19 protein-coding genes are annotated in these 13,516 nt (G+C 42.6%); 16 read left to right on the top strand and 3 right to left on the bottom strand.

What is annotated here, in order from left to right:
* Nucleotides 1-22 precede the first annotated feature (22 nt).
* From atpE to QUA50_RS03800, 9 genes are all read left to right on the top strand, one after another.
* Nucleotides 23-268, top strand: coding sequence for an ATP synthase F0 subunit C (atpE, locus tag QUA50_RS03840; RefSeq protein ID WP_006631105.1), 246 nt, complete (start codon nucleotides 23-25; stop codon nucleotides 266-268).
* Nucleotides 269-365: 97 nt separating this feature from the next.
* Nucleotides 366-851 (top strand): F0F1 ATP synthase subunit B', encoded by a 486-nt coding sequence (locus tag QUA50_RS03835; RefSeq protein ID WP_006631106.1) that lies wholly within the window; start codon nucleotides 366-368, stop codon nucleotides 849-851.
* A gap of 87 nt (nucleotides 852-938) precedes the next feature.
* Nucleotides 939-1,466 carry a F0F1 ATP synthase subunit B gene (locus tag QUA50_RS03830; RefSeq protein ID WP_333048365.1) on the top strand — a complete coding sequence of 176 codons (528 nt, stop codon included), beginning with the start codon at nucleotides 939-941 and terminating at the stop codon, nucleotides 1,464-1,466.
* 3 nt (nucleotides 1,467-1,469) lie between these two features.
* Complete coding sequence (gene atpH / locus QUA50_RS03825) at nucleotides 1,470-2,015, top strand: ATP synthase F1 subunit delta (RefSeq protein ID WP_333259947.1); 546 nt, start codon at nucleotides 1,470-1,472, stop codon at nucleotides 2,013-2,015.
* A 111-nt stretch (nucleotides 2,016-2,126) separates the two neighbouring features.
* The gene (gene atpA, locus QUA50_RS03820) at nucleotides 2,127-3,644 is read left to right on the top strand and encodes a F0F1 ATP synthase subunit alpha (protein ID WP_333259950.1); all 1,518 of its coding nucleotides are present in this window, start codon (nucleotides 2,127-2,129) and stop codon (nucleotides 3,642-3,644) included.
* A 129-nt stretch (nucleotides 3,645-3,773) separates the two neighbouring features.
* Nucleotides 3,774-4,727 (top strand): F0F1 ATP synthase subunit gamma, encoded by a 954-nt coding sequence (locus tag QUA50_RS03815; protein WP_333259953.1) that lies wholly within the window; start codon nucleotides 3,774-3,776, stop codon nucleotides 4,725-4,727.
* Between the two features lie 334 nt (nucleotides 4,728-5,061).
* Entirely contained in the window at nucleotides 5,062-5,247 is a 186-nt protein-coding gene (locus QUA50_RS03810; RefSeq protein WP_333259956.1) for a hypothetical protein, read from the top strand.
* Nucleotides 5,248-5,396: 149 nt separating this feature from the next.
* Nucleotides 5,397-5,525, top strand: coding sequence for a hypothetical protein (locus QUA50_RS03805; protein ID WP_333259960.1), 129 nt, complete (start codon nucleotides 5,397-5,399; stop codon nucleotides 5,523-5,525).
* A gap of 16 nt (nucleotides 5,526-5,541) precedes the next feature.
* Complete coding sequence (locus tag QUA50_RS03800) at nucleotides 5,542-5,916, top strand: hypothetical protein (protein ID WP_333259963.1); 375 nt, start codon at nucleotides 5,542-5,544, stop codon at nucleotides 5,914-5,916.
* Nucleotides 5,917-5,945: 29 nt separating this feature from the next.
* Here the strand turns inward: QUA50_RS03800 and QUA50_RS03795 are convergent, their stop codons facing one another.
* From QUA50_RS03795 to QUA50_RS03785, 3 genes are read right to left on the bottom strand one after another with little or no spacing between them, the layout of a single operon-like run.
* Entirely contained in the window at nucleotides 5,946-6,158 is a 213-nt protein-coding gene (locus tag QUA50_RS03795) for a helix-turn-helix transcriptional regulator (RefSeq protein ID WP_333259966.1), read from the bottom strand.
* A gap of 54 nt (nucleotides 6,159-6,212) precedes the next feature.
* Complete coding sequence (locus QUA50_RS03790; RefSeq protein WP_190735550.1) at nucleotides 6,213-6,425, bottom strand: helix-turn-helix domain-containing protein; 213 nt, start codon at nucleotides 6,423-6,425, stop codon at nucleotides 6,213-6,215.
* Between the two features lie 56 nt (nucleotides 6,426-6,481).
* Nucleotides 6,482-6,694: a helix-turn-helix domain-containing protein gene (locus QUA50_RS03785; protein ID WP_006631112.1), complete on the bottom strand. Its 213-nt coding sequence runs from the start codon at nucleotides 6,692-6,694 to the stop codon at nucleotides 6,482-6,484.
* A 191-nt stretch (nucleotides 6,695-6,885) separates the two neighbouring features.
* Between QUA50_RS03785 and QUA50_RS03780 the strand changes: the two genes are divergently transcribed.
* The 7 genes from QUA50_RS03780 (at nucleotide 6,886) to QUA50_RS03750 (ending at nucleotide 13,509) form a co-directional block, all read left to right on the top strand.
* Nucleotides 6,886-7,329: a hypothetical protein gene (locus tag QUA50_RS03780; RefSeq protein WP_333259969.1), complete on the top strand. Its 444-nt coding sequence runs from the start codon at nucleotides 6,886-6,888 to the stop codon at nucleotides 7,327-7,329.
* 290 nt (nucleotides 7,330-7,619) lie between these two features.
* A complete protein-coding gene (locus tag QUA50_RS03775) occupies nucleotides 7,620-7,850 on the top strand; it encodes a hypothetical protein (RefSeq protein ID WP_333259971.1) in 231 nt (76 codons plus the stop codon).
* Nucleotides 7,843-9,909 carry a hypothetical protein gene (locus QUA50_RS03770; RefSeq protein ID WP_333259974.1) on the top strand — a complete coding sequence of 689 codons (2,067 nt, stop codon included), beginning with the start codon at nucleotides 7,843-7,845 and terminating at the stop codon, nucleotides 9,907-9,909. Before QUA50_RS03775 ends, QUA50_RS03770 begins: the two co-directional genes overlap by 8 nt.
* A gap of 38 nt (nucleotides 9,910-9,947) precedes the next feature.
* Nucleotides 9,948-12,014 carry an FtsK/SpoIIIE domain-containing protein gene (locus QUA50_RS03765; RefSeq protein WP_333259977.1) on the top strand — a complete coding sequence of 689 codons (2,067 nt, stop codon included), beginning with the start codon at nucleotides 9,948-9,950 and terminating at the stop codon, nucleotides 12,012-12,014.
* A 32-nt stretch (nucleotides 12,015-12,046) separates the two neighbouring features.
* Complete coding sequence (locus QUA50_RS03760; protein WP_333259980.1) at nucleotides 12,047-12,286, top strand: hypothetical protein; 240 nt, start codon at nucleotides 12,047-12,049, stop codon at nucleotides 12,284-12,286.
* A complete protein-coding gene (locus QUA50_RS03755) occupies nucleotides 12,240-13,052 on the top strand; it encodes a hypothetical protein (protein WP_333259983.1) in 813 nt (270 codons plus the stop codon). Before QUA50_RS03760 ends, QUA50_RS03755 begins: the two co-directional genes overlap by 47 nt.
* Nucleotides 13,053-13,071: 19 nt before the next feature.
* Complete coding sequence (locus QUA50_RS03750; RefSeq protein ID WP_333259985.1) at nucleotides 13,072-13,509, top strand: CdiA C-terminal domain-containing protein; 438 nt, start codon at nucleotides 13,072-13,074, stop codon at nucleotides 13,507-13,509.
* Nucleotides 13,510-13,516 lie beyond the last annotated feature (7 nt).

Genomic DNA, 13,516 nt, shown 5'->3' with positions numbered 1-13,516 from the left:
ACTTTAGATAAGGAAAATCATCATGAACCCAACAGTTGCTGCCGCTTCCGTAATTGCCGCCGCTTTGGCAGTAGGTTTAGCTGCAATCGGCCCTGGCATCGGTCAAGGTAATGCAGCAGGTCAGGCTGTAGAAGGGATCGCCCGTCAGCCGGAAGCAGAAGGTAAAATTCGCGGCACCTTGCTGTTGAGTTTGGCGTTCATGGAAGCGCTCACAATTTACGGTTTGGTCGTAGCCCTAGTGCTGCTGTTTGCCAACCCCTTCGCATAATAATTGGAAATTTTAGATTTGAGGTTTTGGCGATTCTAATCCAAAATCTCAAATCTAAAATCGATTAAGCGAATTAGATGGAAGCCGTCAAAAAATCATGATGCACTGGACAGTATTACTAGCAGTTGAAGAAGCGGCTAAGGAAGGGGGACTGTTTGATATAGATGCTACGCTGCCTCTGATGGCGGTGCAGTTTTTAATTCTAGTCGCAGTCTTGAATGTAATTTTTTACAAGCCGCTCAGCAAGTCAATTGACGATCGCGCCGATTACATTCGCAACACTCAAGTCTCCGCTCAAGAACGCTTGGCAAAAGCTCAGCAACTAGCGCAGCAGTACGAGCAAAAACTGGGAGAAACTCGCAAACAGTCTCAATCAGTAATTGCTGCTGCTCAAGCTGATGCCCAAAAAATTGGGGCAGCAAAAGTAGCTGAGGCTCAACAAGAAGCTCAAGTCGCGCGAGAAAAGGCGGGGCAAGAAATAGAGCAGCAAAAGCAAGAAGCAATGCGCTCACTAGAACAACAAGTAGACGCGCTCAGCGGCCAAATTCTCGAAAAGCTATTAGGGCAGTCGCTGGCCAAATAGCGAGACAGAAGAGTTTTAGATTTTTGAGGGAATCTCAAATCTAAAATCGCTTCACCAAATCTGCACGCGCAATTATGGAAGAGTATCATGGGGACTGTTTTATTGCTAGCCACAGAAGCTAGCGGCGAAGGTGGTTTCGGTTTAAATTTCGATATTTTAGAAACCAACCTGATTAACCTGGTCATTATTATTGCAGTGCTGTTTTATTTCGGGCGCGGATTTGTAGGTAAAATCCTGACAGAGAGGCGTTCGGCCATCCAAGAGGCGATTCAAGAAGCAGAAAAACGCCAAAAAGATGCAGCAGCAGCTCTAGCAGAGCAACAGCAAAAATTGACTCAAGCGCAAGCAGAAGCCGAACGAATTCGTGCCGCTGCTGAAGAAACTGCCAAGAAAGCAAAAGAAGCAATTCTAGCTCAGGCGGCGCAAGACGTTGAACGCATGAGAGCAACAGCAGGTCAAGAGTTGGAAGCGGAGCGGGAAAGAGCGATCGCCCAACTGCGATCGGCGGTTGTATCTCTGGCATTAGCAAAGGTGGAAAGCCAGCTAAAAACTAGCTTGGACGACGGCGCTCAACATCAATTAATCGATCGCAGCATTGCGTTACTGGGAGGCTAAAACGTGAGTACAGTCAGCACAGAAGTCTTACAGCCTTACGCATCTGCCTTGATGTCACTGGCTCAGTCCAACAATCTCTCAGAGAAGTTCGGCGAAGATATTCGATCCTTGCTGAGCCTGCTAGAAGGTTCGGAAGATTTGCGTCAATTTTTAGGCAATCCGCTGGTAAAACCGGATGCTAAAAAAGCCGTAATTGGGCAAATAGCGGGTGAAGAAATGAGCCCCTTGATGCACAGCTTTCTGAAGCTATTAGTAGACAAAGGAAGAATTGTTTTTTTAGAAGGAATTGGCAAACAATACTTGGCAAGGCTCCGAGAACTAAACCAAACAGTATTGGCTGAAGTTACATCGGCAGTCCCGCTTTCAGACGCTCAACAGCAGACTGTTCGCGAGAAAGTGCAGGCGATGACCAGCGCTAGAAGCGTAGAAATTGAAACCAAAATAGACGCAGATTTAATCGGCGGTGTGGTAATCAAAGTAGGCTCTCAAGTAATTGATGCCAGCCTGCGGGGACAATTGCGCCGTCTGGGACTTCGCTTGAATTCCTGAGAGTTAATAGCTGATGACTATTAGCTAATTTAATTAGCAGTTAACGGTTGGTAGTTTTGAACAACTGATAACTGACAACTGACAACAAACAACTGACAAATAATAACTGACATGGCAGCAATCAGACCTGACGAAATTAGCAGCATTATTCGCCAGCAAATTGAACAGTACGACCAAGATGTAAAAGTCTCTAACGTCGGTACTGTTCTGCAAGTAGGCGACGGCATTGCTCGGATTTATGGCTTGGATAAAGCCATGTCTGGGGAATTGCTAGAATTTGCCGACGGCACCGTGGGCATTGCACTGAACCTCGAACAAGATAACGTGGGTGCAGTGCTGATGGGCCAAGGCCTCGGCATTCAAGAAGGTTCGGCAGTTACTGCTACTGGCAGAATTGCTGAAGTCCCCGTGGGTGAAGCAATGTTGGGACGGGTAGTTGATGCTTTGGCCCGTCCGATTGACGGCAAAGGAGAAATTAAAACTACTGAATCTCGCTTGATTGAATCTCCGGCACCGGGGATTGTTTCTCGCCGTTCTGTTTACGAACCGATGCAAACAGGAATTACCGCTATTGATGCGATGATTCCGGTGGGAAGAGGACAGCGGGAACTGATTATCGGTGACAGACAAACCGGTAAAACTGCGATCGCGATCGACACAATCATCAACCAAAAATCGGAAAACGTGATCTGCGTTTACGTGGCGATCGGTCAAAAAGCTTCTACAGTAGCTAACATCGTCAACGTCCTGCAAGAAAAGGGCGCGATGGACTACACGATCGTAGTAGCAGCCAACGCTAGTGACCCCGCAACCCTGCAATATTTGGCTCCCTACACAGGTGCTAGCTTAGCCGAGTATTTCATGTACAAAGGCAAGCACACTTTGGTCATTTACGATGACCTTTCCAAACAAGCACAAGCTTACCGCCAAATGTCTCTGTTGCTGCGCCGTCCTCCCGGTCGCGAAGCTTATCCCGGAGACGTGTTTTACCTGCACTCTCGCTTGCTAGAACGCGCTGCTAAATTGAGCGACGAGTTGGGCGAAGGCAGCATGACAGCTTTGCCGATTATCGAAACCCAAGCTGGTGACGTTTCTGCTTACATTCCGACGAACGTAATTTCGATTACCGACGGTCAAATCTTCCTTTCTTCTGACTTGTTTAACGCTGGTTTGCGTCCGGCAGTAAACCCCGGTATTTCGGTATCGCGGGTAGGTTCGGCAGCTCAAACTAAGGCTATGAAAAAAGTAGCCGGTAAGGTGAAACTGGAATTGGCACAGTTTGAAGAACTGGCAGCATTTTCTCAGTTTGCTTCTGACTTGGATAAAGCTACTCAAAATCAATTGGCGCGCGGTCAGCGCTTGCGGGAACTGTTGAAACAGCCCCAAAGTTCGCCTCTGCCGATGAACGAACAAGTGGCTGTAATCTATGCCGGTATTAACGGCTATATGGATGACATTCCTGTGGAAAAAGTCAGCAAGTTTACTGTTGGTTTGCGCGACTATTTGCGGACTAGCAAGCCGAAGTACGGCGAAATTGTTCAAGGCGGAAAAGCTTTGACTGATGAAGCTGAGAAGCTGCTGAAAGAAGGCATCGCAGAATACAAGCAAAGTTTCTTGGTTTCTGCGTAAATCGAGTTGGAATTTTGAACCGCAGATGAACGCGGATAAACGCAGATTATCGGAAGTTCATCTGCGTTTATCTGCGTTTATTCGCGGTTTTAATTAAAAAGATGCGGGCAAGGGACTAAGGAGAAAGTTATGGCAAATCTGAAAACTATTCGCGATCGCATTAAGTCGGTCAAGAACACTAAAAAGATTACAGAAGCAATGCGCTTGGTGGCCGCTGCAAAGGTGCGCCGCGCTCAAGAACAGGTGACTGCTACTCGGCCTTTTGCCGATCGACTGGCAGAGGTATTGTACGGTTTGGCGGAACGCTTGCAGTTTGAAAACCTGGATTTGCCGCTGCTGAAAAAACGCGAAGTGCGATCGGTGGGACTGTTGGTAATTTCTGGCGATCGGGGTTTGTGCGGCGGCTACAACAGCAACATCATCAGATACGCCGAAAATCGCGCTAAGGAAATCAAAGCTGAAGGCTTAGACTACAAGTACGTGTTGGTAGGACGCAAAGCTACTCAGTATTTCCAGCGCCGCGAACAGCCGATTGATGCTAGTTACGCTAACTTGGAACAAATTCCGACAGCATCGGAAGCGGCACAAATTGCTGACGAATTGCTTTCTTTGTTCCTGTCGGGAACTGTGGACAGAGTTGAGTTAATTTACACCAAGTTTGTGTCGCTAATTAGTTCGCGTCCGGTAATTCAAACTTTGCTGCCCCTCGACCCCCAAGGTTTGGAAACTCCCGATGATGAAATCTTCCGCTTGACATCGCAAGGCGGACAGTTTCAAGTATCGCGCGAAAAGGTTTCTGCACCTACTAAGAAGAGTTTGCCCCGCGACATGATTTTCGAGCAAGATCCGGCGCAAATTCTGGAGGCTCTTTTGCCCTTGTATTTGAACAACCAATTGCTGCGGGCTTTGCAAGAGTCTGCTGCTAGCGAGTTGGCTGCGCGGATGACGGCGATGAACAATGCTAGTGAGAATGCTAGCGATTTGATCGGTAGTTTGACGCTGACTTATAACAAGGCGCGGCAAGCGGCAATTACTCAGGAAATCCTGGAAGTTTGCGGCGGTGCTGAGGCTTTGAACGGTTAAGTTAGGGTTGACAATTTGTTGATTTTATGGTATGCGTCTGAGGGAACTCAGGCGCTTTTTTTATTTATAAAGTTGTTAAAATTGACCGCAATGTACTAACAAAGCCAAACTCAAGATTTTTTGCAGAAACCGGGTTTATGAGCGTAAATCATACCTAAATGACTTAAATTAACGCTCTGTAGCGTTTTTCGCGGAAAACGGCATTTATTGCACTCTTGCATTAGTATGCACTAAGGCATATAGTGAAAATAATGCACCTGTATGCAAAAAGCTGGTTTTTAGGCAAACTACATAAAAATGTCAAAATGTATATGTTGTAAAGCCTTGAGCCTGTATGGATGAAAACAAGACTGTGGCTATTAGAGTAGAAATGCCCCCGGAATTGCGGAACCGATTTAAGTCGGCTGTTGCTAGGGACGGTAAAAATATGAGGGATGTTTTGCTGGAATTTATGGAGCAATATGTCATGAAGGCTGAGCAACCAAAAATAGAAGCAAGTCAAAACAAAAACCACACATAGCTGCTGTGTGCAGTGGTGGAGCGATCGCATACAGGGCAAGACATTTAGTTTTTAAACTGTAAGGGAAGTCTGAAGACAGGAGCTATCGCGTACCGAATCCAAAGCCAGAAAACGTACACCATGTTACAGATCCCGAACTCTGTGAAAAGATGGGCGAAAAATACCACTGGCGGTTAAAAGAAATCCGAGTGACTCGTAACACCCCCCCTGATGTGGCTTGCGTGTTTGACGGGGAACAAACCTCGTTTCAGGATATGTGGCAAGATTACCAAGATTAAAGGAAAGGGAGGAAAAATGGCAAAAAAAATCTGGATTGTCTACAAAACCGAAAGCATTAGTGCTCCGGGCTGGGAAAAACGTCAGCTTATGCCGAGGGGCGGTCTAACTAATATACTTTGGGAAAATTGGACTTGGGAAGAAAACCCAGAAATTCCTCAAGTAGGGGACAAAACCCGCGATTATGAAAATCTATCTGACCCGGGTAATGGAGTCACCCACGGGAAAGATGGAGATTGGGTAGTTACTCGCGTTCAGCAGTTTTCTGCTTCTGATACCCAGGAGCGAATTGTGGTGTGTTACTGTTCTTACCAACCTGTTACATCTGATTGGGAAGCGCTACAACAAAGCGAGTCTGTCAATCAGATGCTAGCAACTGTCGAGCAATATTGAGTGGATAATTAGTTCGTAAAAGCGATCGACTATTCCTGCACAATTTCATACAAATCTTCGATCGACAAATCAAAAGTCCTAGCCAACTTGTGCAAGGCTGTCACGTCAACTGTTGCTAATCCGGGCGATCGGGCATAGGTTCTGAGCGTGCTGTAGATGACTCCAGATTGCTCAGAAACCTCTTTGATCGTCCAGCCCTTCTCTGCAGCCAACTCTCGAACCCGCAATCTAATTAAACCCATTGACAAAAAACTAGATTTAGTCTGGGATAAAATTTTATCGTAAAAAGCGATCGCTCACTCCTGCACAATTTCCACCAAGTCTTCAATCATTACATCAAAGGTGCGAGCCAATTTGTGTATAGAAATAAAGTCAATGGTTGACACTCCCGGACAGCGGGCGTAGTGTCTGACGGTGCTGTAAATTACTCCCGATCGTTCTGAAACTTCTTTCAGCGTCCAGCCTTTCTCGCTAGCTAGTTCTCTGACTTTTAACCTGACTAAACCCATACTTGACAAATGATGGTGTACCATCATCGGATAGTTTTATCCCAAAAAGCGATCGACTACTCTTTGACGACCTCAACCAAATCTTCCACCATCACGTCAAAAGTACGTGCCAACTTCAGTAGACAAGTAAAATCAACCATTGCCATTCCCGGAGAACGTGAATAGGTGGTGAGAGTGCTGTAAATGACTCCCGATCGCTCAGAAACCTCTTTGATCGTCCAGCCTTTCTCAGCAGCAAATTCTTTAACCCGCAATCTAATTAAACCCATTGACAGAAAACTAGATTTAGTTTAGGATAATTTTATCGTAAAAAGCGATCGCCCCCAGGTCTGGAAAACTAAAAGACGATCGCCTATCAAAGTTCAAATCCCATCAACTGGGATTTATTAACCATCTGAAATTCCCATCAAGTGGGATGTATCAACCATTGAAAATTCCCATCAAGTGGGATGTATCAACCATGTTAGCAAGCTTTCGATCAAAATCAACCCCCAGACACAGATTGAGCCGGTTTGTGACAAAAGAGGCGATCGCGCGGCTGCTGAAAATCAAGGTAGAACAAATATATCGCTTCGAGTGCTGGGCGCATATCCTGTACGTGCACGCCAAAGGCATGAGTCGGTTTGTGAGTTATGCCGACTTTCCGCCTGTTTTGGGAGTGGAATCGCCCTCTGGTTTAGATTTTGGTTATTGGAAGCGCCGGATGGCGAGTCAGAAACAGAGACACGCGCCGGATTTTTGGGTGGATTTCTATGCGGCGAGATTTCAGAAAGCTGTTTCTGTTTCTGAATTGTTGGAGTGGGGGGAAATGGTGGGGGTGATTAAATTGATGTTAAGTGCGATCGCCGTGGAGTCGCTGCGAAAGGTTTACGCACAAGAGAAATCTCTGCTGGAACATTTCTAAATTAGTCCTAGACGCAGGGGTGGTTAGAAATCGGGTTTTTTAACGAGAATACTGCTTTTGAGTCTTTAACTAAAGTAAAAAACCCGGTTTCTTTGGTATGCGTAAATCCCATAAACTCCTGTCCCCCCCTGTAGGGGCGGTGCCCCCGTGCCCGCCCGAAAGATCGGGGCAACCACGGGGGATTGCCCCTACAGGAATTACTCGCGACAAACATTCAAAAAATTGGTACAAGCTCGACCGCAACAGTTATAATTTATCCATGCGCTTCCCCCTCTATCTGAGTTAAGCCCATGAGTAACCTTTCAAACATCCCAGGCGGAGGCGATTTACCTGATCGCTATAGGAATGTAGGAGAACAAATCCAAGCATTCTTCGATTTTGCAGAAAACAATCCCGATCGCGCTGTTCCTTTCTTCGTCAACATCTGGAAAACTCAAGCATCATTAACCACGCGGGCTTTAGCGCTACAAGGCTTAGGCGTGGCCGCAAAACACTATGATGTTGTAGAGAGTTATGAGTGATTTTTCAGGCATCCAACCAGCAGGAAGTGGCGGCGGCAAATTCCCGCCCATCCAGAAGGGAAAAGACTTTTTTGACCAGTTTCCCCAATGTCGTGATGATGGGGAAAGAATCGAACTTTTTGTGAAGACAGCTCAAAGACAGGATGCACCCTTAAAAGCTCTTGAAGAATTGTTGAAATACAGAGATCAATTTTGCTTAACGATGGGGCTTCAGAGCTTTGCGTATATTGGCAATCAAACAATCAGAACAAAACTTGCGAATCTCGGTTATATTGACGGACTTGACGAACCTTTAGATGAAATTTATCAGCTACCTAACCCGGACGATTATAAGTGTCATAGCCAAAGAATATTTGAAAAATTGTCCCAAGAGGCTCAATCAGGTAGCGAACTCACTCGTTTGTCAGCAGCTTGGACAATTCAGCAATTGAAATATCCTCAGATGGTTTCAGCTAAGTTCTTGTTCAAGTCTGTTGAGGATATTCAAAGGCAAATTATAAGTGAAAATCTCAAACGTCTTACTGAGAGGTACTTATTCAACGATCCTATCCGATATAAAGAATTTATTGATTTTTGGGTGTACGCACCGAAAAATCATTTGCTTCAGTTACTCCAATCAATTCCTGCTAATTCCCTAAAAATTGTTGACGATATTCTAACTAGGTTAGGTGTTACAGGTTGTGAATTGGTGACGCAGGCTTATGGTTTACAAAAGTTTGTTGTCGAAGCTAGTTTACGTTCAGCAGACTCTCTTTTCAGAGATAGAAACTATCAGGATTATGAAACAAGAGAAAGATTATCAAAAGCTCTGATGCCTTTCTTGGATAATACTGATATCGACCTCCGGCGGCTTGCCGCTAAAACCATTAACGAAGCTGGATCGTGGTTAAAAGCTGAGGTTAGGGGTAAAGCAGCCGTTATCTCAAGGGATTGGAATGGTAATGTAATCCGACTGGGTGAAGCATCAGTTCCCTTTTTGCTCAAAGCTCTCCGAGGTTCGCTCATATTAGATACTAGAGATAATCTAGGAGAGCAACTTAAAGCTATTCAGTGCATTGGCACAATTTATGCTTCTAATATAGATAAAAAAATCCGCAATCTTGTAGAGTTTCTCCAACACCGTGAATCAAGTGTGAGAGACACAACTGTATTACTGCTCAAGCAGCATCTAGAGAGGTTAGATCAAACTTCCCGTTATATACTCACAGCTCTAGATTTTCAGTTTCGCTCTCCAACGGTTAATTTTAATTTTACGACCGTTGCACAGGTTGAGGAAGAAATAGCCTCTACTAGGCAATATCAGAAAGAGATTGAGAGAATATTTCAGAATGCTATATTGAGCTGCAATAAAGACGCTACCGAAGTTAAAATATTTTTGTCTTTGAAGCAAACAGAATACAGTAATTTATTATCCAAGCATATTCAAAGTTTAGAAGCTTATAAATCAAGGCTAGAATTGAAAGCTGTTGAAATCTTAAAAGAAGAAAAAATAGAAATCGGAAGATTTGTGATAGATTGCACAGTTATGGCAATCGCTATAATAGTTTTGTATATCTATCACCCGCTATTTTTGTCTGTAATTGAAAAAGTATATTCTTTATTTTCATCTGCAATTCAAAATCCTTATTCAATTTTTGCATATATTCAAAATCTACCTTATTTTGCACAGGCAATAATAGTTGGCCCTATCGTCTTGCTTGTGATATGTATTATAATTTGGTTTGTTTCACTTACAAGTGGCTCATCAGATTTGTTTATACAAGCAATAAATGGCTATCTTTTATTATGCTTTGGGGGAACACTAATAGCGGGTATTGTTGGTTTATTTTGCGGTCTTTTATTGGCGGTAATAAAGTTTTTGGTTGGAGATCCTACTGGTATAACTGAGATAACTGTATTCTTTCAGTATGTTATCAATGCAATAGTCGGTATTATTGGTGCAATAATCGGTGTTATTATTTGCGGAATTATAATTATGAGTCTCATTTTCATTCCTACATATACGCTAAGAGAAATATTGTTTATGTTAGGATTCATTATCAGAAAAATTAGCGAATAGAAAAATCAAACTCCACTAGAAAAACATATTAAGCTGATATGACTCGCATCTTTCCTCTTTATATTTTGATTCCAGAACTGCCTAATCTCAATTCTCAGAAATATATTGACCGATACGGTAATCAAGTTCGCCAGTCGAACGCAGACAGTCAGCGAGGATTATTGCAGCATTTCCTTAGCTTAGACAACACCAATGGCTTAACCCTTTCTCTGCGTTACTTTTATGACCCGAACAACTCTAAAAATGAACAGTTAAAAATTTACTTGATATTCAATTACTCGCACAATGATTGTCGGGAAATAGATATAATCAACGAAAAAATAATCAGTTTTATTCAAATTTCAAATTTAAGTGTTTTTTACAATTTAGAACTATCGTCTGGGTTAAATCAATGTCAAGACTTGGGGTGGGTCAACCATATTGGAGAAGCTCTGAAGCCGGAATCTTTCCACTCGCAAGACTACTATGTGCCAGATTTTTTCGATGCTAACAAAAATAACAATATGTTAGATGTGTGTTATATCCTGAATCGATTAAATGAAAAATTTTTACTAGAAATCACCCTGCAAGTCTGTCAAAAATCAGAAGATAGGTCAGAGTTAGCTAAAGCACTGGCTCAAATGATACCTCAACTGCAACAGGTCACAAGTCATCGCAGAGATATCTTTTTTGAGAGAGCATTAAGCATTTATCAGCACTATCAAACAACCTATCTACACAGCAACTTATTTAAGTACAGTATCAAAGCACTAGCACAAACCAGAAGTAACATCCGCCCTGTTTTAATGGAATTAGTAAGAAGTGCAACAGCAGCCCAAAGCCACGGAGAACAAGACTGTGTTGAAATTGTGAGTCGTGATATGGATACTCAAAAGTTCTTGAAAAGTTTGAAATCCACTGAAAAGGTAGAGATTTCTATGGCTGTAGAACGGAAGGGCTGGCAGGGTGACTTTGAGGATAAGTCGATCAGACAACCTGTAAAACCTAAGATCAGTAATAACGAATTAGGTGACGGATCTACTGATGCTTGTTTTAAGCCATTTACATCTCCTATTGCAAATTGTAATAACGCAGCTTTACCACCGTCATCAAGAGGAGAGATTCTGCCACCGTCACCTTCAGCTATCACTCAATCTTTTAATAGTTCTGGGAAAAGTCCTTTAGCCCTGATCAAAGACCTTAAACCCTTACACCGCTATGCAACGCTAGAAGAGATTAGCGGATTTTTCCGCATAGTTATTCCTGGTAATATTCCAGTTCCCGGTATTCCTCAAGAACAACCGCCGCTAATTAAACCCAATGCTGAGGAGATATTTAGAAAATACGGTCACACAATCAAAGGAGATCGGTATATAGTCGGTCTTGCTGAGGATGGGACTATCGTGTATTCTGACTGGAGTTCTATTGCCCATCGTTTAGTTGCTGGTCTGAACGGTTCTGGCAAGACAATTTTTTTATTCTGGGTAGTTTTTCAATTTCTTTACGCCGAACCTCAACGACAAGTTTACGTACTCGATCCCAAAAAGCAGTTCCTTTTATTAAAAAAAGCAGGAGTTAACATTCATGTAGAAACAGAACCCGATAATTATCCTAATTTTCTCAAGGAAATATACGACAAAGAATTTGAGAGAAGGAAAACTAAAATCTATGAAGAAGTAGGAGTGGATGATATTAAAGAATTAAGAGAGTTTGGTTATGAAGAGCATCGAATTCTTGTGATTGTCGATGAAGCTGCTAGAATAGAGAATATGGATTGCGATTTGAGAGAAGATACTGAAAGGTATTTACAGGAATATGCTACTCAAGGCAGAGCTCTGGGAATTCATTTAATCTACTGTACGCAAAGACCGATTAACTTAATTGACCCTCAAGTAATAGAACAACTCGATGAGAGAGTTATTTTCAGAGTTTCCGAAGGAACAAGTGAGCATCTTTTAGGCAATTTTATGGCGGCTAGAATTCCATCTGGAAACAGAGGTCAGGGAAGGGCTGTCATCCAGAATGAAAATGGTGTTAACTTTGTAAATACTCCTGAAATCAAAAGACCAAAACCTAACCTTCCTGTATCTGATACACTTTGGGGTAGGCTAACAAATAAAAGATAAATAGTTGTAAATAGCCTTTGGAGGTACAAGTTATGTCAGTTGAAAGCACGATTGAGGAGTTTCAGAAAATGTTGGTCAAGTTACGGGAGCAAGTTGAGGAAGTAGAGTCTTCAACCAAAAGTATAGATATTACTGCCAAGCGCGATCTAAGCAGGAAATTTAAAGGTATCCAGCGAGAGCTTACAGAATTATCTCGTCAAATGCGTAAAACCAGTACAGTAATGGATGAAATTGTCAAAAAATGGAGCAAAGAATCTGGAGAATATCTTTAGCTATACTTATCCTGATTGCGTTAATAAGCTGCCGATAGAAACCATAACAGACTGGGATAAATGGCAAGGCGGTTCTCCAAAAATTAAATTGGCTAATACGACTGTTAATGATACTTCTATTCAAGATGCGATCGCCAAAAGCGAGATTTTTTTGACAACGGCTATTGCATCAGGTGTACCCTCGTGGCTAGCCCTCGAACTCGCTAACATTCCGGGTGATTCTTGGATGTTATATGAAAATCCCAACGCGACAGAAAGACTCACTGATTTAACCCAAAATCCCGCCAGTGACTATTATCAAAAAAAACCGAATACGCAACTACAAGGCGATCAAGGGGAATTAGCCTTATTAAAAATGCTGTTAGATTCTGATGATACAGAGAATCTTCTATCAAGTTTACAAATCAAACCTAAACTTAATTTTGAAAATGGCAAAGAATACTGTAAACCAGATTTTCATATAACATCTCATCGTTTAATTTGTGATGCAAAAGCTTATAAACCTAGTTCCATTAATAGTATTAAGGCAGCAGCCAAGAAATATGTTAACTATCTTCAGGAAAATGGAGGAGGTGAAGTCAAATTTTATGTACCTAGAGATACTTATGCTAAATGTCAGCACCAAATAAATCGACTTCAATCTCAAGAAAACGGGGTCAATGTTACCATCCATCCTATGACCATTGATTATGAACATATACTTTGGAAAAAAGAATTAATTTATACTTATCTTAAGTCTTTGCTAAAAGTCCAAGTAACTCCTTGAGCAGAGAAAAAAACGAAAAATGGTGAATAACGGGACTAACCAAACCCCTGAGCAAAATTCGGCTAATTGTGGCAGTATTGATGAATCAGAAAGAGCTTTTGGTGAAACCGAAAGAGCGATTGCTGAATTTCTAGAAAGAGAGGGAAAAAATGTTAAAGCCTTGGTGGAAAAAACCGATGGAGGTAGAAATCCCGATGCTGAGGTAGATGGAAAATTCACTGAATTCAAAAGTCTAGATGCCGGTGCTACAAGCGCGACAGTAAAAAATCAGATCAACAACTCGATTAGACGAGGCGGACAGGCTAGGGATATAATTATAGATGCTAGGGTGTCTGGGTTGATAGAGGCTGAGGCTGAACGAGGTTTGCAGAGGGCGAAAAATATTACACGCGGAAAAATTGATAGCGTCCGAATTATTGGCGATATCTATGACATCACTTTTACTGAGTTTCAATAAAGGAGGT

The organism is Microcoleus sp. M2_D5 (assembly GCF_036701935.1).
GTDB lineage: Bacteria > Cyanobacteriota > Cyanobacteriia > Cyanobacteriales > Microcoleaceae > Microcoleus.
This window is presented reverse-complemented; position numbering and strand designations above follow the sequence as displayed.